13 protein-coding genes and 1 tRNA gene are annotated in these 20539 nt (G+C 45.6%); 12 read left to right on the top strand and 2 right to left on the bottom strand.

The features are described 5' to 3' along the window. The first annotated feature begins 267 nt into the window (after window positions 1-267). Entirely contained in the window at window positions 268-1038 is a 771-nt protein-coding gene (locus tag V6668_RS23905; RefSeq protein ID WP_338706913.1) for a class I SAM-dependent methyltransferase, read from the top strand. 393 nt (window positions 1039-1431) lie between these two features. Continuing rightward, the gene (locus V6668_RS23900) at window positions 1432-5391 is read left to right on the top strand and encodes a S8 family serine peptidase (RefSeq protein ID WP_338706912.1); all 3960 of its coding nucleotides are present in this window, start codon (window positions 1432-1434) and stop codon (window positions 5389-5391) included. Window positions 5392-5519: 128 nt separating this feature from the next. On the opposite strand, the gene V6668_RS23895 is transcribed toward V6668_RS23900, so the two are convergent. Both V6668_RS23895 and V6668_RS23890 read right to left on the bottom strand, forming a co-directional pair. Then, the gene (locus V6668_RS23895) at window positions 5520-6749 is read right to left on the bottom strand and encodes a CynX/NimT family MFS transporter (protein WP_036605884.1); all 1230 of its coding nucleotides are present in this window, start codon (window positions 6747-6749) and stop codon (window positions 5520-5522) included. A gap of 759 nt (window positions 6750-7508) precedes the next feature. Then, window positions 7509-7582, bottom strand: a tRNA-Arg gene (locus V6668_RS23890). Window positions 7583-7771: 189 nt separating this feature from the next. Between V6668_RS23890 and V6668_RS23885 the strand changes: the two genes are divergently transcribed. The 10 genes from V6668_RS23885 (at window position 7772) to speD (ending at window position 20429) form a co-directional block, all read left to right on the top strand. Continuing rightward, window positions 7772-8752, top strand: a complete 981-nt coding sequence (locus V6668_RS23885; RefSeq protein ID WP_405142036.1) for a hypothetical protein — start codon at window positions 7772-7774, stop codon at window positions 8750-8752. Window positions 8753-8890: 138 nt separating this feature from the next. After that, window positions 8891-10231 carry a trigger factor gene (gene tig / locus V6668_RS23880; protein ID WP_338706911.1) on the top strand — a complete coding sequence of 447 codons (1341 nt, stop codon included), beginning with the start codon at window positions 8891-8893 and terminating at the stop codon, window positions 10229-10231. Between the two features lie 379 nt (window positions 10232-10610). Next, complete coding sequence (gene clpP / locus V6668_RS23875; RefSeq protein ID WP_036605886.1) at window positions 10611-11201, top strand: ATP-dependent Clp endopeptidase proteolytic subunit ClpP; 591 nt, start codon at window positions 10611-10613, stop codon at window positions 11199-11201. A gap of 12 nt (window positions 11202-11213) precedes the next feature. Then, window positions 11214-12467, top strand: a complete 1254-nt coding sequence (gene clpX / locus V6668_RS23870; protein ID WP_036605887.1) for an ATP-dependent protease ATP-binding subunit ClpX — start codon at window positions 11214-11216, stop codon at window positions 12465-12467. A 120-nt stretch (window positions 12468-12587) separates the two neighbouring features. Next, window positions 12588-13685 (top strand): flavodoxin-dependent (E)-4-hydroxy-3-methylbut-2-enyl-diphosphate synthase, encoded by a 1098-nt coding sequence (ispG, locus tag V6668_RS23865; protein WP_017692591.1) that lies wholly within the window; start codon window positions 12588-12590, stop codon window positions 13683-13685. Between the two features lie 167 nt (window positions 13686-13852). Next, complete coding sequence (lonB, locus tag V6668_RS23860) at window positions 13853-15607, top strand: ATP-dependent protease LonB (RefSeq protein ID WP_338706910.1); 1755 nt, start codon at window positions 13853-13855, stop codon at window positions 15605-15607. A gap of 86 nt (window positions 15608-15693) precedes the next feature. Then, on the top strand, window positions 15694-18033 hold the full coding sequence (gene lon / locus V6668_RS23855; protein WP_036605889.1) for an endopeptidase La: 2340 nt from the start codon (window positions 15694-15696) through the stop codon (window positions 18031-18033). A 156-nt stretch (window positions 18034-18189) separates the two neighbouring features. Then, complete coding sequence (gene yihA / locus V6668_RS23850) at window positions 18190-18840, top strand: ribosome biogenesis GTP-binding protein YihA/YsxC (protein WP_338706909.1); 651 nt, start codon at window positions 18190-18192, stop codon at window positions 18838-18840. A 274-nt stretch (window positions 18841-19114) separates the two neighbouring features. Continuing rightward, a complete protein-coding gene (locus V6668_RS23845) occupies window positions 19115-19702 on the top strand; it encodes a hypothetical protein (RefSeq protein ID WP_036605891.1) in 588 nt (195 codons plus the stop codon). Between the two features lie 325 nt (window positions 19703-20027). Next, window positions 20028-20429, top strand: coding sequence for an adenosylmethionine decarboxylase (speD, locus tag V6668_RS23840; RefSeq protein WP_047841191.1), 402 nt, complete (start codon window positions 20028-20030; stop codon window positions 20427-20429). The last annotated feature ends 110 nt before the right edge of the window (window positions 20430-20539 follow it).

Raw genomic sequence — 20539 nt, 5'->3', positions numbered from 1 at the left:
GAAGCTTCTTGTTTTTCGTTCAGGGGAAGAGAACCCCAATGGTTCGTCGGAGCATCCGCTTCGTTAGCGCTACATCGCAGTCTCGACTGGAAGGAGAGTATCCCTCCTGGGACGTATTAAAAAGAAACTTCCTTCGGGAAGTGTTTTGCGTTCAGAGGAAGTCTTTTATTGGTTATACCTATAAATAATATAGAATTTATATATTTAAAGAATAAACAATTCTGTGTCACAATGAGGATATCAATAACGAAAGCGACGGTGGTATCCATGAAATCATTAAATCAATGGCAAGCAGATGAGTATGACAACAAACTGGCTTTTGTGTCCGGATACGGCAAAAATCTGATCTCTTGGCTTCAACCCCAAAAAGGGGAATACATTCTTGATCTGGGTTGCGGGACGGGGGATTTGACGCATGAAATTTCTCTGGCCGAAGCTGAAGCTATTGGTATGGATGCATCGACGGACATGATTCGCCGTGCGAGGAAGAAATTCCCTGAACTTGAGTTCGTGGAAGGAGACGGTCATCAGTTTGAGACGAATAGACTATATGATGCCGTCTTCTCCAATGCAGCCCTGCACTGGATGCGAAGCCCGCGATTAGTAGTGGATAGTATATGGAAATCTTTGAAGCCCGGAGGGCGTTTTGTAGCAGAATTTGGTGGTAAAGGGAACGTGCAGACCATTGTGAATGCATTAGAGCAGGTTATGGAGCGAAACACGGGCATACGTGCATCGGAACGCAATCCTTGGTATTTTCCTTCGATCGGAGAATATAGCCATATTTTAGAGCAAAGTGGATTTATGGTGCGTCATGCCTATCACTATGACCGTCCTACCAGACTGGCAGATGGTGAGCAGGGTATAGTAGGCTGGTTGGCTCATTTTGGAGGCGACTATTTTGCAGGTCTCAGTCATGAAGAGATACAACAAATATGCCATGAAACCAGTCAAATCGTGATGCCTCACCTTTGGAAAGATGATGCGATGTATGCCGATTACAAGCGCCTGCGTATTGAAGCCGTGAAGCCAGAATAAAGTAAAATTTCGCGATATGTAGCAATTTTATCGATGTTAAACGAACTATAGCGATACTTTGTATACTAACCACGCTTCCCCTATATACCAGGAATCTCTTTCGGATAAAGAGGCTCTTGGTCTTTTTTTGATGCATTATTTTAAAAATGAAATATTCAAACGACAAATAATTACAAATGGATATTTTTATCATACTCAAGACCCATATAAGTAATTTCTATATCATATTTGTAAGTATTTAGAAGGAAAATGTGGTATTTTGATAGAATAATTTACCAAGGGTCAATCTTCTTGCAGATAGGCGGTGAAATTAGAGTGTGTATTGCAGTACGCACAAACAGCAGGAACCCATCATTTGGTGACGTATTCACATTTAAAAGGAGGGGCAAAGCCTTGAGTAAACGATTGATATCCACGTTATTAAGTGTTCTGATGGTCTTTTCCATTATTCTCCCCGCGGCTGGAGCCGCTCCCGCAGATTCAGTTATTCAGCTTGACAACTTACCCAGTACAGCCGAAGCCAAACAATGGAGAGAGATTCTTGCAGGACGGGAAGCAAAACTTGCCGCAGATCCATTTTTGGATAAAAGCTTGGAAGGTCTGGGTGGAGAGAACACCCGAGTGATCGTTGAGCTTTCCAATAAACCTGTTGCAGTAGCGCAAGGTGAATCAACCCTCTCCGGAAAATCTTTTACCTCCTCTATGGAAACAAAGGCTGTGACTCAAGTTGAGCAACAACAACAGTCATTTGTACATAGCCTCACTCAGAAGAAAATCAAACATGAAGTATTGGAAGAATATGCATATGCCCTGAATGGTGTAGCGATTGAGCTTAAAGGAAACCAGGTGGGACAATTGCTTCAAATACCTGGCGTGGTCAGCGTATATCCTGACCTTGAAGTTACAATAGCGCCAGAGACAGATGAAGTGAACCCGTACATGAAAGACACAGCGCCTTTTATTGGTGCACCTGAAGTATGGGATCTGGGTTACAAAGGAAATGGCATCAAAGTGGGTGTCATCGATACAGGGATTGACTATGAACATCCTAATTTGCAGGAAGCTTACAAAGGCGGATGGGACTTTGTTGGAAACGACAATGATCCGTATGAAACAACATATCAAGAATGGAAAGGATCTGGCGAGCCTGAGCTTAACGAGCTTGGAAGCCCCTATTACACATCTCACGGTACGCACGTAGCGGGTACCGTTGCTGCTCGCGAAGCAGGGGACTACGGTATTGTTGGTGTGGCTCCTGAAGCAGATATCTATGCTTACCGTGTACTTGGACCGTATGGTAGTGGTCAAACCTCATGGGTACTCGGCGGAATTGATCGTTCTGTTCAAGATGGCATGGACGTAATCAATCTCTCGTTAGGTAACGCCGCCAACGACCCGAGTTATATCACTTCGGTTGCCCTGAACAATGCGATGTTGTCTGGTGTGACAGCGGTTGTAGCAAGTGGTAACAGTGGACCTAACCGTTATACACTCGGTTCTCCGGGTGCGTCTGCAATGGCCATTACGGTAGGTAACTCTACAGGACCTAGCCAGCTGATTACAGCCGATACTCACTTCTGGATTGGTGAGGAAGGCGAAGAGGCACAACCTGAACAACAACCGGTGCCAGAGGTTGAACAATCTCCTGAACTGGGTACGGCACCTGGAACAGAAGCACCAGAAGTTTCAGAGCAAGGTGTACCTGCAACTGCTGATGAGGAAAGTGCAGCGGCTGTGGAGGACACAGTTTTTAACGAAGCTGAAGATCTGAATGTAGAAGAAGCTACAACAGAAGAAAATACTCCATCTGCATCACCTTCTGCACCCGTTGAAGCTTCTCCTGAAGCTGCTCCTGTGGAAAAAGAGTCTGTAATTGCTCCGACTGAAGCTCCACTGGCTATTACAGAGTCGGTTTACCGTCTGGATCTGATGGGATGGAGCCTGTCGGCAGACCCTGAAACTGTTTTGACAGGGAAATATGAGCTTGAATATGCAGCACTGGGTAAGCCAACTGATTTTGAAGGTAAGGATTTTACAGGTAAAGTGGCATTAATACAGCGTGGTGAAATCGCATTTGTAGAGAAAATCGCCAATGCTAAAGCAGCCGGAGCCTTGGCTGTTATTGTATATAACAACATTCCCGGTCCAATCGGTGTAAGTCTGGGCGATAACTTTGAACTTATTCCAACACTGAGCATGTCCAAGGAAGATGGAGATGTGATCAAGGCTGAGCTGGACGCAGGGCAAGCCGTTGAAGTGAGCTTTAGTGATTTTGAACGTTCCCAAACTCCGGGCGATGAAATGAGTTCATCCAGTTCACGTGGACCTGCAAAGGTAACACTGGACATCAAACCGGATATTGTTGCACCAGGTACAAGCATTTTGTCTACGATTCCTGCCTACGGCAAGGATGAGCCAGACGCAGATTACGCACAAGCTTATGATCGTAAATCAGGTACAAGTATGGCTACACCTCATGTAGCAGGTTTGATTGCGCTTCTGATCGAGAAGCATCCGGAATGGACACCATTTGATATCAAAGTTGCACTGATGAACAATAGTAAGGTGCTGGATACAACCAAGTTTGATGTATTTGATCAAGGTGCTGGCCGTATTCAGGCTGTTAATACCATTGATCCTGCGGCTTTTGTCAAAGTGCTTGATGTAACTCAATACACAGAAAGTGGATCTGTTGTTGAAAAGGAGAATATCACCGGAAGTATCAACTACGGTAATTTCCTGAGTACAGATGAAAAGACGATTACCAAAACGGTTAAAGTTGAAGCGCTGAATGGTAGTGGCGGGGATTACACCGTAAATGTGAATCCAACTCGTAATGTAGCTGGTGTATCCGTTGCCGTAGACAAGAGTTCCTTCACACTGAATGGTGAGGAAGAACTTGCAGTAACAATCTCCGTTCCGCGTGGGGTTACTACGACTACAGAAGCACAAGGATACATTGAGTTCTCGAATGGAACCAATACTTTTACTGTGCCATATGTTGCTCATTTCAACGTTACGTTGAGTGGAGTTAAGTATATTGAAACCGTAAAAGGGACTGAGAAAAATCCATTCCACTATCCATTGAAGGCTGATGGTACGTTGGATACGCTGAATGTTGCGATGGAATTCTATAATCCGATGACATTTGCCCTGATTGAGATCTATGATGGTCTTAATCCGGAAGGTGGATATTATCAAGATGGTTATATCGGCTCCATCTTTGGTAACTATTTTAACTTCAATGCCAATGCAAGATACAACCTTGCTTGGGACGGCTCATATGCAGATTACACAACCGATGAAGTGACTGAGATTCCGGATGGTTTATATACCGTAGACATCACTACTATTGGTACGGACGGCAAAACCTATAAGGAAGACACTTCGCCATTTTTGGTGAAAAAGACAGCTCCGGCTGTAACTGCACCAGAAGCGTTGGAGTTCAAAGAGGATGAGTCTGCTGTCCTTAACGGTAGCGTGGAAGACTTGTACTTCCGTGTAGCTCCTGCGCTTGCCAGCGGATGGGACATCACGTTTGATCCGGCCGCTTCTCTGGAAGCAACGTATGTTGTGAAAAAAGAGGATGGATCGGTTTATAAAGAAGGAGTCTTTGAAGTACAAGCTGATGGTACCTTCAACCTTCCTTTGGAGGGAATTGAAGCAGGCGAGTATGCTGTTGAACTTACCGTAAAAGACCAACAGGGGCTTTCGGGCACAGCCAATACGGCACTGAAATTGGAAGCCGTGGAGACCGAACCTGAAACTCCGGCAACCAAGGCCCCAGGTACGCCTGTATTGTCTCACAATAACTGGGTAGGCAACGGCTTACCAGAGGGCGCGTATATCGTTACAATGAACCTGTGGTGGGGCGAGAACGCAACTAGCTACAAGTTATATGAGGACGGGGTTTTGGTTGATACGCAGAAGCTGACTTACAACGCACCTTGGGCGCAGTTTGCTCAGACGAAGATCACGGGCAAAGCCAACGGCACGTATACGTACGTGGCTGAGCTGACTAACGACAAGGGAACAACGCGTAGTCAGACGTTGACTGTTCGGGTTACCAACGCAACGCCAGGCAAAGCGGTTCTTTCTCACGATAACTGGGATGGCGATGGCAATTATAAGGTGTCTATGAACCTGTGGTGGGGAACCAACGCTACAGAGTATCGTCTCTATGAAAATGATAAGTTGATCGATACGCAAGAACTCCGTTCGGCTACACCTTATGCGCAAAGTGCTGTGACTACACTGTCCGGGAAAGCATCGGGCACATATACGTACCGGGCAGAGTTGATTAACGCAGCCGGAGTTACCAGCACAGACACAATTAAGGTAAAAGTGAAGTGAGTTCATTCCTCATTGAAATTGATTATAATTGATTAAATTAATGAAGGAATTGTTTTATGCATAAACGGCCTCCATCCTGATTTGCAGGATGGAGGCCGTTTTGTTTTTTTTATTAATGAATTATATGACTAACCGATCATCCTATTTTTGCTGGCTTGAATCCCTGCGATTAACAAAGCGATGGCCAGAATGACCTGTATTAGCAACGGCAGGGTCCATCCTTTTGTCCAGTCATGAAGCATACCGAACAGTAGAGGTCCAACTGCGGCCAGCATATATCCGAAGGATTGGGCCATACCGGACAGGCTGGCAGCTTGTCTGGCATCTTTTGTGCGAAGGACGAAGAACATCGTTACCATGCCAAATGAAGCTCCAGCACCTATTCCTGCCAACGTGACACCAATGGTAACGAGCGAAGCAATGCCACTTAACAATAAAGCATACCCGACAATTAAAGAAGAGCACGTTATCGCGGTTAGAACACGCTGATCTCGCGTTCGGCCGGCGAGGATTGGAACGATAAAGGTAGCCGGTACACTAACCATCTGCATCAGGGAGAGCATCCACCCTGCTGAGGTGGGGCTGAATCCTTGCTCAGCGAGAATCTCGGGAAGCCAGGTAATCGTTGTATAGAATATTAGAGATTGAAGACCCATAAATAAAGTAATGAACCAGGCCAGGGAAGAGGTCCGTAGACGTACAGGTGTCCCTTCACTCTGTGTGGCTATGAATAACATTCGCTGACGTCCTGCGGCGATCTGGGGGAGCCACAAGAGAAGCGCCAATATGGACAACAAGGCCCACATGCCTAACGAAGCACGCCAACCCATAGATGTGGCTCCTGCTACGGGCACACTCACACCTGAGGCGATGGCGCCAAATATATTCATGGATACAGAGTATAATCCGGTGACGATACCTACCCGCAATGGGAAATCACGTTTGATCAAACTTGGCAAAAGCACGTTGCTTAATGCAATGCCGCACCCCAAAATTGCGGTTCCTGCATATAAAGAGAGAACGGAAGGCAACAAGCGTAATGCCACCCCAATGGTTACAATCATAACAGCCAATAGCAGAGCAGATTCGAGTCCTAACCGCTTGGCAAGACGTGGTGCAAAAGGAGAGACTGCTGCAAAGGCGAGCAAAGGAAGTGAGGTCAGAAGCCCGACCATTGTATGGCCGATACCTGTATCTGAGCGAATCATCTCCACTACAGGTCCGGTTGCGGTAATTGGTGACCTCATGGTAGCTGCTATGACGATAATGCCTGCTAATAACAGGCCGAATCTTTTGGATGTCGAAGAATGTTCTTCCTCAGTATGGATAGATGAGTGTTGCTGTATTGAAGATGACATTGATAAAATCTCCTGTTTCCTAAGAAGTTAATATGTATGGATTGTTACATTATCCACTCGGTAAGCATAACATTCTATGTCAATATTGAGCAATGAAATGAAAAAACACCCAATCGACAATGGGTGCCTTGACTACCCTGTGAACTCTAACGAATCCACGTGGTCTTATAATGGGAAAATCGCTATTTTCAAATTCTAACGAACCTCAGCGACGTTAAGCAGGCTATGAAGTGCGAATAACTGGGTTAATACCCCAGAATGGTGAAATAAGCTCTCTAAGATTCGTTAGAGTTCCACAATGCTGAATTGGGAGCAAATAAAGTGTCCTGTGTTCGTTAGAACATCGATACTTCAACGTGTTGCTTATAGAATGAGCAAATGCGGACGCTCCAATGCAGCGACATAGAGCATGTAACGAAGCGAATGCTCCGACGAACCATTGGGGTTCTCATCCCCAGACGCAAAAAAACTTCCCGAAGGAAGCTTCTTTTAATACGTCCCAGGAGGGATACTCCTTGCAGTCGAGACTGCGAAGTGGTGCTAACGAAGCGAATGCTCCGACGAACTGTTGGGGTTCTCATCCCCAGAACGCAAAAAAAACTTCCCGAAGGAAGCTTCTTTTAATACGTCCCAGGAGGGATACTCTCCTTGCAGTCGAGACTGCGAAGTGGTGCTAACGAAGCGGATGCTCCGACGAACTGTTGGGGTTCTTATCCCCAGAACGCAAAAAAAGCTTCCGAAGGAAGCTTCTTTTTAATACGTCCCAGGAGGGATTCGAACCCCCGACCGACGCCTTAGAAGGGCGTTGCTCTATCCAGCTGAGCTACTGAGACATGAATTTTTTCAAGCAAAATTGATTTTATCATATGCATACAGGAATATCAAGCGTTTTATTTTGAATTATTTTTCGTATATGATATTTAGCGGCAGTAACGTTTTTTTCATTATATTTAAGGTTATGTTAGAATATCAGGAGAACTCAGAAAATAGATCAACAATCGTTTTAATATATACATCTATTTATGTTGATTCCGACTGGAGATTCAGGATATAGAGGAGGTGCTCCCATTAAGGAATCCACGACCCCGGAAACCGAGCATAACAACAATATTGTGCTGTTTCCTAAGACGCTGGACTATTACCAGATTCAATTGACAGTTATGCTTGAAAATGAACGGTATGGTGAAGCGATGAAATTGCTTCACTTTTTGCTGCAATGTCAGGGCCAGGAAGAGCGCCATTATGATGAATGGCGGGCTCTGCTCGAATGGCTTCAGGCTGCGTTTCCTCAATATGAAGAAACCTCGCCTGCCATTCTTGAAGAACGAGAAGAGGAAGAAGAGATTAGTGAGGAAGACATGGCACGGCAGCATGCCCGAATGAAGCTTGAACAGGATGATGGTTATGCAGATAAGATGCTTCGCACAGTAATGGAGGAGCCGCTGTCTGAACAGACGATGCTGGCTTTGGAGCAGCTGGCCTATCTTGATCTACCGAAGATTGACGAGGCACTTACCAGTTGGTTAAAAGATAAGTCGCTTCACCCTCTGCTTCAATTTCGGGTGTTGCAAACCTTGCGTCGACGAGGTGTTCAAGGTATGATCCTGTTTACGAGAGGCGAAGAGCAGGTTGAAGTCGAGATCGACACCGTGCCTCTTAGACCAGAGGAATTCCCGCTCCAAATCGTTCAGATTCTGGAACGAGTGGCAGATCAGACGGAGGTTCATGAACCTACGCTCTTTTATTTTGCCCAGGAACTGTGGATACAATATGTCATGGCGGTGTATGGAACCCGTGATTATGTATCGATGCTGGAAGAAAATGATTCCATGACAGATATATGGGCAGCAGCTCTACATATGACCGTTGCAGACAGTCTGGGTGGTTCGCATGATGAGGAAAATACCCGCTCAATGTATGCTGTGACAGGCGCGATGCGCTTTCGACTGGAGCAGGCTTATCGTTCCATGAAACAGTTTGTATCTGCCGGTTTGGATGGTTAATCGAGGCCGGAAACGTTTTCCTTAAACTGTATCAAGGGATTCCCCTTGAAAAAGAATCTAATCTTGTTTATACTAAAATGGTTATTTTGTACGTGATTGCCTACGTGAACATGTGAATTTTGGAGGGGAAAGTATACAATGAAAGCAACTTGGGAAAAGATAGAGAAGAACCTTGGGGTTCTTGAGGTTGAAGTGGATGCAGATCGTGTAACTGCAGCACTCGACAAAGCTTTTAATAAAGTGGTTAAACAAGCAAACGTACCTGGATTCCGTAAAGGTAAAGTACCACGTTCCATTTTCGAAGCACGTTTTGGTGTAGAGAGCCTTTATCAAGAAGCAATCGACATTTTGCTTCCTGAAGCTTATACAGAAGCAATCGACCAAACGGATATCTTCCCGGTTGATCGTCCTGACGTAGATGTTGAACAATTTGCTAAAGGACAAACATTCAAGTTCAAAGCAAAAGTAACTGTGAAACCTGAAGTTACTCTTGGTGAGTACAAAGGAATCGAAGTTGCTGTAGCAAAAGGTGAAGTAACTGAAGCAGAAGTGACTGAAGAACTTGAGCGTCTTCAACAACGTCACGCTGAACTCGTTGTAATCGACGAAGGTTCCGCTGCTAACGGCGACGTTGCAGTAATCGACTTCGACGGTTCCGTTGATGGTGTACCTTTCGAAGGTGGACAAGCTGAGCGTTATTCCCTGGAACTGGGTTCCAACACATTCATTCCTGGATTTGAAGAGCAAGTTGTGGGTCTGTCCACAGGTGACTTCAAAGACGTAGAAGTGACTTTCCCAGAGAGCTACCATGCAGCAGAACTTGCTGGCAAACAAGCGGTATTCAAAGTGAAAATTCACGAAATCAAACGCAAACAACTTCCTGCATTGGATGATGAGTTTGCTAAAGATGTTAGCGAATTCGACACACTTGAAGAGTACAAAGCTGACCTGAAAACACAATTGGAATCCCGCAAAGCTGACGAAGCCAAAGCTGCACAAGAAAATGCAGTTGTAGAAAAAGTGGCTGAAAACGCTGAAGTGGACATTCCTGCTGCAATGGTTGAGAGCGAAGTACAAAACATGATGCGTGATTTCGACAACCGTCTGCGTAACCAAGGTATGAACCTTGAAATGTTCCTGAGCTTCTCTGGCCAGACTCAAGCTGACCTGAGAGGGCAAATGCAAGAAGATGCTTCCAAACGTGTTCGCAACAACCTGGTGCTTGAAGCTGTAGGTAAAGCGGAAAACATTGAAGTATCTGACGAAGAAGTGAATCAAGAACTCGAGAAAATGGCTGAATCTTACAAGCGTCCTGCTGATGAGATCCGTGGCATCCTCGAAGGTAATGGTTCCTTGGACAGCCTTCGCGATGAAGTTAAACTGCGTAAAACGATTGACGTTCTCCTTGAGAACAGCACAGTTGTTGAACCGGTTGAAGCTCCAGCTGAAGAAGTTGTTGCAGAAGCTGACGAAAAATAAGACAAGCTGTTATCAACTTGTCAGTTGAATAAACGATAAGGCACGTGAATTATTGCGTGCCTTATTTTTAAATTATGACATCCATTTTATAGAAAATGAAGTAATTATATGGATGGACACTAATTTTATTGATCCGCGTACACTTTTTACATACCTATGTACTTCATGCAAATAAAAAACGGCAAGACGGCATAGGATGGCTTCAATTTGCACATACATAGAAAACATGGTTAAATATGATCAGGCTAAAAAAGTAAACAAATTGATGTCTCACCCCTCTTGTGAAAAATGACATTGTCACAGGAAAGTGTTAGAATGAATTTGGGTTTGCTTTACAGGTGGCCTATGTCTAATTACATGTAGAAAAGAGGTTGGTCTCATGAGTCTGGTGCCAATGGTTATAGAACAAACCAATCGAGGCGAGCGGTCTTACGATATATATTCACGTTTGCTGAAAGATCGCATTATCTTTCTAACCAGTGCGATTGATGACGATGTAGCCAATCTTGTCATAGCACAGCTTTTGTTTTTGGCAGCCGACGATCCTGAGAAGGATATCAGCTTGTACATTAACTCACCTGGTGGTTCTGTCACCGCAGGGATGGGTATATACGATACGATGCAATTTATCAAGCCGGATGTATCTACCATTTGCGTAGGGATGGCAGCAAGCATGGGCTCGTTATTGCTGACAGCCGGTGCACCTGGCAAGAGATATGCGCTGACAAATAGCGAAGTAATGATTCATCAGCCGCTTGGCGGCATTCAAGGACAGGCTGCGGATATTAAGATACACGCAGAATGGATTATTAAAACACGTCAGAAACTGAATCAAATATACGTCGATCGTACGGGTCAGCCTCTTGAGAAAATTGAGCGGGATACCGACCGTGACTTCTTCATGAGCGCTGAAGAAGCTAAGACGTACGGCATTATTGACCAGGTGCTCAGTAGACCGATCAATTCCTAAAGGGGTGGTTTCATGTTTAAATTTAACGATGAGAAAGGGCAGTTGAAATGCTCTTTTTGCGGTAAATCTCAGGAGCAGGTACGCAAGTTGGTCGCTGGACCAGGCGTGTACATCTGTGATGAATGTATCGAACTTTGCACCGAAATCGTTGAGGAAGAACTTGGTCATGATGAAGAAGTAGACCTGAAAGATATTCCGAAACCAAAAGAAATTCGTAATATTCTGGATCAATATGTTATTGGACAGGAACAAGCGAAAAAATCATTGTCTGTTGCGGTGTATAATCACTACAAACGGATCAACACGCAAAGCAAGATCGAAGACGTTGAATTGTCAAAGAGTAACATTTTGCTGTTAGGACCAACAGGTTCTGGTAAAACGTTGCTTGCGCAAACGATGGCAAAAATTTTGAATGTTCCTTTTGCTATTGCGGATGCTACGTCATTAACAGAAGCGGGTTATGTAGGTGAGGATGTAGAGAACATCCTGCTCAAACTGATTCAAGCTGCTGATTATGATGTGGAAAAAGCAGAGCGTGGCATTATTTATATCGATGAGATTGATAAAGTAGCGCGTAAATCCGAAAACCCATCCATTACTCGTGATGTATCGGGCGAAGGTGTGCAACAGGCTCTCTTGAAAATTCTTGAAGGAACTGTGGCTTCTGTACCACCACAAGGTGGCCGTAAACACCCTCATCAAGAATTCATTCAGATCGATACAACAAACATCCTGTTCATTTGCGGCGGTGCCTTTGATGGTCTGGAGCAAATGATCAAACGCCGGATCGGTAAAAAAGTCATTGGCTTTAATACCGTTTCTGAGCAAAAAGATCTGAAACCAGGTGAATACCTGGGTATGGTATTGCCGGAAGATTTGCTGAAATTTGGTCTGATTCCGGAATTTGTAGGCCGTCTGCCAGTCATCTCCACTTTGGAGCCGTTGGATGAAGATACGCTGGTACGGATTCTTTCCGAACCAAAAAACGCGCTTACCAAACAGTACCAAAAACTGCTTGAACTGGATAATGTGAATCTGGTCTTTGAACCAGCTGCATTGCTTGCGATTGCAAAAGAAGCAATTAAACGTAACACAGGTGCACGTGGATTGCGTGCCATCATTGAAGGTATCATGCTGGAAATCATGTATGAAGTGCCTTCACGTGAAGATGTTACGAACTGTGTCATTACCGAGGAAGTTGTTGAGAAAAGAGTCGTGCCTGAACTAAGCCAATCGAAGGACGATAAGCAGGAAGAGAGCGCCTGATATAGGCCTCAATCCCGTTGAACTCTGAAATATAGACTTGTCAGTTCTCCACTTTGGCAGAAGGCGAATTCATGTCTCTGTCAGGGTGGAGCTTTGACGTTGTGGGGAGAGAAATCACTCATGTATTTAAGACAGGATACACGTCCCGTGAAAGTGGGAAACGTAACGATCGGTGGCAGTAACGAAGTCATTATCCAAAGTATGTGTACAACCAAAACAGCAGACGTTGAAGCAACGGTTGCAGAGATTCTGCGGCTGGAAGAAGCGGGTTGTCAAGTGGTACGTGTAACGGTGAATAATGAGGAAGCTGCCGCAGCCATCAAGGAAATCAAAAAACGCATTAATATACCGCTCGTAGCGGACATTCATTTCAACTATAAGCTGGCTTTACTTGCGATTGAGAACGGCATTGATAAAGTTCGGATTAATCCAGGTAACATCGGTAAACGTGCTAAAGTGGAAGAAGTGGTTAAGGCTTGTAAAGACCGCGGTATTCCGATTCGGATTGGAGTAAATGCGGGGTCTTTGGAAAACCATCTCCTTGAGAAGTATGGGTATCCTACGGCAGATGCTATGGTAGAAAGTGCATTGTATCACATTGGTATTTTGGAAGAGCTTGATTTCCATGATATCATCGTGTCTCTCAAAGCATCGGATGTGCCGATGGCAATTGAGGCGTATACCAAAGCAGCTCAAATCATTCCGTATCCGTTGCATCTCGGGATTACCGAAGCGGGTACATTGTTCTCCGGTACGATCAAAAGCTCCGCAGGTATGGGAGCCTTATTGTCCATGGGTATTGGTTCTACGATGCGGATCTCACTGAGTGCGGACCCGGTAGAAGAAATCAAGGTCGCTCGTGATCTGCTCAAAACATTTGGACTGATTACAAATGCAGCTACATTGATCTCCTGCCCAACGTGTGGACGTTTGGATATCGACCTGTTCTCCATTGCCAACGAAGTGGAAGAGTATATCTCCAAACTGAAGGTGCCGATTAAAGTATCGGTGTTGGGTTGTGCGGTTAATGGTCCAGGTGAGGCCAAAGAAGCGGATATCGGCATAGCCGGTGCTCGTGGAGAAGGTCTTTTGTTCCGTCATGGTAAGATGATTCGTAAAGTGCCTGAAGAAATCATGGTTGAGGAATTAAAAAAAGAGATCGACAAAATCGTCGAAGCCTACGAAGAGACAGGTGTTATTCCTGGTCGTTCGCACTGATTGATTCATATCTTGTTACAACAAAAGCTCGCCAGCGATGGCGGGCTTTTTATTTTCTCGCATACAAATTCCGTATCGCCCGTTTACGTCGCGTTGAAAAGGCTATACTACCAAGTATTAGCATGATCTCATATGAGAATAGCGACAAAATAGGAGGATGTGAAGACATGGAATTTGGTATGGTCATCATGTTGATTCAGTTATTTTTTGGAGTGGTGATTGGTTTGTATTTCTGGAACCTACTGCGTGGTCAGAAAACGAACCGCAGTGCCGTTGAGCGAGAATCTCGCAAGGAAATGGAGAAGCTGCGTAAGTTGCGTTCAATCTCACTCACCAAGCCGTTGTCGGAGAAGACGCGTCCAGCTACCATTAACGATATTGTTGGGCAAAAAGACGGGCTGCGTGCCCTTAAAGCTGCTTTGTGCAGTGCTAATCCGCAACATGTTATCATTTATGGCCCTCCCGGAGTCGGGAAAACAGCTGCCGCAAGGGTTGTGTTGGAAGAGGCCAAGAAGAATCCATCTTCTCCTTTCAAGCCAGACGCCAAATTCACCGAGCTGGATGCAACAACAGCCCGTTTTGATGAACGTGGTATTGCGGACCCCTTAATTGGTTCGGTTCATGATCCGATATATCAGGGAGCAGGAGCCATGGGCGTTGCAGGTATTCCCCAACCAAAACCGGGCGCTGTGACAAAAGCGCATGGGGGAATGCTTTTTATTGATGAAATTGGTGAATTGCATTCGATTCAGATGAATAAGCTGTTGAAAGTATTGGAGGATCGCAAGGTGTTTTTGGAGAGTGCGTACTATAACTCGGAAGACACGCATACTCCTGCTTATATCCACGATATTTTTCAAAATGGCCTGCCGGCCGATTTCCGCCTGGTTGGAGCAACGACACGTTCGCCTCATGAACTGCCACCAGCTTTGCGTTCCCGCTGCATGGAAGTTTATTTCCGACCTTTGTTGCCTGAGGAGATTGGGCGAATTGCAGAGGATGCTGTTCAGAAAATAGGGTTCAGTCCATGTCCGGATGCCGTTGATGTGGTCAAGCGATATGCAACCAATGGACGTGAAGCGGTCAATATCATCCAGCTGGCTGCTGGACTTGCGCTGACAGAGAAGCGTGAGACGCTTCAGGCATCCGATGTGGAGTGGGTGGCGGGTAGCAGCCAGATCCAGCCACGGCCTGACCGGAAGGTCCCTTCAGAGCCACAGGTGGGTTTTGTTAACGGCTTGGCGGTATATGGACCGAATATGGGAACCATTTTGGAGATCGAAGTGTCTGCTGTTCCGGCTCTTAAAGATCAAGGCCGAATCAACATTACAGGCGTTGTGGATGAAGAAGAGATTGGAGGCGGTTCGCGTACACTCCGGCGAAAAAGTATGGCCAAAGGCTCGGTTGAAAATGTGTTAACCGTATTAAAAGCCATGGGTATTCGTCCGAATGATTACGATTTACACGTGAATTTCCCAGGTGGGACGCCTATTGACGGTCCATCCGCCGGGATCGCCATGGCGACTGCCATTACATCAGCCATTCAGAGGCGTCCTGTGGATCATGAGACAGCGATGACTGGCGAGATCAGTATTCATGGTCGGGTTAAGCCTATCGGTGGCGTGTTAGCCAAGGTGGAGGCTGCCTTTCAGGCAGGAGCGAAGACCGTTATTATTCCTGCGGAGAACTGGCAGTCCATTTTTGAGAATCTGGATGGCTTGCGCGTTATCCCGGTAGATACGGTACAGGACGTATTCCGTGAAGTGTTCGCCTGGGTTCCGGAATCACAACAAATGGAACAAACGAAGCTTGCAGAGGAGACAGTTGCGCCTGCACCGGAGATTTTTCCACCGGCATCCGCTTCCTATTTGCGTGCGGACGTGCCTCGTCCAGGACAGGTTACAGATTCGGGAAGCTGCTAAGCGCTTCCCTTCATTGGTTTTTTATGTGAACATTTGATAGAATAATGAATGACTACAACCTGAGAGCCATTGGAGGTGCGAAAGCGATGGGACCGAGCAAAGCGAAAGGTCGTCGTTTTCCTTTACTGCCTTTAAGAGGACTTCTCGTCTACCCGAGTATGGTACTGCATCTCGATGTGGGCCGGGAGAAATCGGTCAAGGCTTTAGAAAAAGCGATGGTAGAAGAACATCTGATTCTCCTATGTTCCCAAGCCGAAGTAAATATTGAAGAACCAACACAAGAGGACATTTTCAGAATCGGAACCGTGGCCAAGGTCAGACAGATGCTGAAGCTTCCGAACGGTACGATTCGTGTACTCGTTGAAGGCTTGGAACGGGCTGAAATTATTGAATATACGGACAACGAGGAATATTATGAAGTACTGGCTAAAGAGCTGCCTGAAGAGGAGAATACCCATCCGGAGACGGATGCCTTGATGCGTACCGTTCTGAACCAGTTCGAGAATTATATTAATCTGTCCAAAAAAGTGACACCAGAGACACTCGCAGCGGTGTCTGACATCGAAGAACCAGGGCGTCTGGCCGATGTCATCACGAGTCACCTGTCCTTGAAGATCAAGGATAAACAGGAAATTCTGGAGACCATCGACGTTCGGGAACGTCTGGAGAAATTGCTGGATATCCTGAACAATGAGCGCGAAGTGCTGGAGCTTGAACGCAAGATCAGCCAACGTGTGAAGAAACAGATGGAGAAAACGCAGAAGGAATATTATTTGCGCGAGCAGATGAAAGCGATCCAGAAAGAACTGGGTGAAAAAGAAGGCCGTGCGGGTGAGGTCGAGGAACTTCGCACTCAGATGGAAGAACTCGGCTTGCCGGACAAGGTGAAAGAAAAGGTCGAGAAAGAAATTGATCGACTGGAGAAAATGCCTGCAAGTTCAGCCGAGGGCGGAGTCATTCGCAACTACGTGGATTGGCTGCTTGGCCTTCCTTGGAGTCAGATGACAGCGGATGATTTGGATATCCAAAAAGCCGAAGATGTGCTCAATGCAGATCATTACGGACTGGAAAAGCCCAAAGAACGTGTGCTGGAGTATTTGGCTGTCCAGAAGCTCGTCAAGAAGCTCAAAGGGCCAATTCTCTGTCTGGTTGGACCTCCAGGGGTCGGTAAAACATCACTTGCGCGTTCGATCGCCAGATCGCTGGGTCGGGAGTTTGTAAGAATATCTCTTGGCGGCGTGCGGGATGAAGCTGAGATTCGTGGTCACCGACGTACCTATGTCGGCGCCATGCCTGGACGTATCATCCAGGGGATGAAAACGGCAGGGTCACTTAATCCGGTATTCCTGCTGGACGAGATTGATAAGATGGCTTCAGACTTCCGCGGAGATCCTTCCGCAGCGTTACTTGAGGTACTTGATCCGGAACAAAATAATACGTTTAGTGATCATTTTGTAGAATTGCCGTTTGACTTATCCAACGTTATGTTTATAACAACTGCCAACACGGTACACAATATTCCGCGTCCATTGCTGGATCGGATGGAAATGCTCAACATCCCTGGTTATACGGAACTGGAGAAGCAACAAATTGCGAAAAACTATTTGTTGCCCAAACAGAAGCAGGACCATGGTTTGGAAGAAGAGCAATTGGAAATCCCGGATGACGCGTTGTTGCGTGTAATTCGCGAATATACACGGGAGTCAGGTGTGCGTAATCTGGAACAGCAGATGGCTTCGTTGTGCCGGAAAGCTGCCAAGAACATCGTATCGGGTGTGGAAGGTCAGATTAACATCTCATCCGATGAGATCAAAGACTACCTTGGACCTGGCAAGTTCCGTTATGGTATGGCCGAACTGGAAGATCAGATTGGTACCGTAACGGGTCTGGCGTGGACTGAAGTGGGTGGAGATACCCTTATCATTGAAGTGACTGTTGTGCCTGGAACAGGTAAATTGACTCTCACAGGTAAACTGGGGGATGTCATGAAGGAATCGGCACAAGCCGCATTCAGTTACACCCGTTCCAAAGCTACACAGCTTGGAATTTCGCCTGACTTCCATGAGAAGAACGATATCCATATCCACGTTCCGGAAGGCGCGATTCCGAAGGATGGTCCATCTGCCGGGATTACGATGGCAACAGCGTTAATCTCAGCCTTGACGAACAAACATGTGTCCAAGGATATCGCGATGACTGGTGAAATAACACTGCGTGGACGTGTGTTGCCGATTGGTGGTCTGAAAGAGAAATCACTGGCAGCCCATCGTGCCGGCTATAAAAAAATATTATTGCCTAAGGATAACGAACGGGACCTGCGTGACATTCCAGACAGCATCAAGGAAGATGTGGAGTTTGTCCCTGTAGCCCATATGGATCAGGTATTGCAGCATGCACTTGTTGAGCAGACAGGAATTCACCTGTAATCCACGTATCCGAAAGGTTCGTATGAAGATTAGACCGTTCTGCGGAGGCTTCGGCGTCCGCTGGAACGGTTTTTTTGGTATGATAGAACAATCCATGGCATAATACCTTCAACAGGTGATGCATAGCACAGGTTTTCAAGAGAGGAAAGATACAATATGAAAGTAAATCAATCTGAATTTATTATCAGTGCCGTTCGGCCTGAACAATACCCCGAGGACGGTCTGCCAGAGATTGCTTTGGCGGGACGCTCCAATGTGGGGAAATCTTCCCTGATCAACCGATTGATCAATCGTAAAAATTTGGCTCGGACGAGCTCAACACCGGGTAAGACACAGCAACTCAACTATTATAAAATTAATCAGGATCTCTACTTCGTCGATTTCCCGGGATATGGGTACGCTAAAGTTTCCAAAGAGCAACGCTTTGCCTGGGGCAAAATGATGGAGAAATACTTGTTGGGACGCGAAGAATTGAAACTGGTTATGCAGATGGTGGATATGAGACATGAACCGTCCAAGGAGGACAAGATGATGAACGAATGGCTTCGTCATAATGGACTGCCTTTGGTTGTTGTAGCAACCAAGATGGACAAGATTCCAAAAACACGCAGAGCCAAATATATCAAAGTCATTAAGGAATCACTGGGTCTTCGTTCAGGAGATTTGTTTGTGCCGTTTTCATCCGAAGAGGGATTGGGGAAAGAAGAGTTATGGGACATCATTACCCGCCATGCCCGCATAGATAAGTATGCACCAGTGCTGGATGCAGAGGGTGCTTCTGATGAGGAAGAAACCAACGGTAAATAACGGATAACCGAGATAGTATACCGTTTTAGTGCAGGAAAGTGAGCATGCTAAATGAATCTTTGATGAGATCCAGATTAATTCGGTTTTTTAAGGGATTTCGTGAGAATTCATCATCTGGGTCTGGAGAAAAATAACGTTATGGTAGTGTATAATGAGCATAGGTGCATATTGCCAACAGTACCAAAATTACCGGCCATGCCGGCCTGAAGAATTTTGAGATGACTGCTACATGTGCAGGAAGACAAAACAATCGGGAAAGAATTGAGGGATTTGTATGGCTCAGCGGTTAGCCACAGAGTACGTTAAGGCCACTATGAAATTGTCAGAACCCCAGATGCATCAGTTTTTGCGCATGACAGAAGACGGCAGGCTTCATCACCGGGTTAAGGTGTTGGACAATGGTTGTCAGGAGGTTGTGCTGGGGGATGTAAGTGGAGAAGAAGTGCATTTCCCCTTTGACCGCATAGAAGGGTTTTATATCTGTGAATTATCTTGCCGCCTGGTGAATCTGCATCTGACCAACGTTGTCCGGAAGCTCTTTGTGACTTTTAAGGGTGACGGGGTCGTTCATCGGATCTATAAAGGGTTCACCATGACGTATGTTTATGCTCAAGGCACTGTCCGCAAAATTGTGGAGAAGACCGGGGAGAACACCCGAGTGATCTATGAATACAAAAACACGTTGCTTGAATTGCAACATCTGTTCCAGGCCAGAGATGTAGAACGCGAAATCAACCGTGTGTATGCCGAGATTGATTCACTGCTGGATACTAGAAAAGATGCGACTGCTGATCAACTCCATCAGATTGATGAGACCCTTGCTCGTCATCAAAAACGGTTGTTTGAGCTTGAAGCTTATTAACTTAAAATTGTATGTTTATAAACGTAATGAATTCCCTTGTATCTTCCGGGCAGTGGCACTCGCCAATGTGGAGGTTTCAGGGGAATTTTTTGATGTGAGATCGAATATTCCGAATTGGAAATATTTATTTTACAATCTTCTGGAAAAGGGTTGATTTCACTCTGATTCAATGTTATTTTTAATCTCGTTGAAAACAATATAGGAACCAGGATTCACTCAGGACATTATATGTTGCGAGAGATTTTTCCCTCGGGAAGTGAATGACGTAGGTCCTAGCGGATGAAATTTTTCAAACATTTTATTCCTAGGAAGGGGGAACCGAAGGATGGAATATTCAACTTTCGGAAGACACGTTGCTGTTGATACTTGGGGTGTCGACTTTAATCTACTGAACAATGCAGAGTATCTGGAAGCCCAAATGGTTGAAGCAGCGGAGGCATGTGGTGCGACAGTGATGTCCGTACAGTCCAAGCAGTTTGATCCACAGGGAGCGACCGTACTTGTACTATTGTCTGAGAGCCATCTCTCCATTCATACGTATCCTGAGAGAGGTTTTGCAGCGATTGATTGTTACACTTGTGGGGAGACTGTAGACCCACAGCTTGCTATTGACTATCTGGTATCCGTATTAAAGCCTGAAAAAACGTATGCAAAGAAGTTGGTACGTGGTTTGGGCGAATTGCAAGTTGAAACACCAGACATGAACAACCAGATTGAACGGGTTTAAATAAAAAGTATATTGCATACACACAAATGTTCACATATCGGGATGGACACATAACCTCCCAAACTCTAATAGTCATGGAATAATTCCATGGCTATTTGTTTTAATATGCG

The organism is Paenibacillus amylolyticus (assembly GCF_036894225.1).
In the GTDB taxonomy this organism is placed as follows: Bacteria; Bacillota; Bacilli; order Paenibacillales; family Paenibacillaceae; genus Paenibacillus; species Paenibacillus amylolyticus.
The sequence above is the reverse complement of the archived record's forward strand: the minus strand, read 5'-3'. Positions and strand labels throughout refer to the sequence as shown.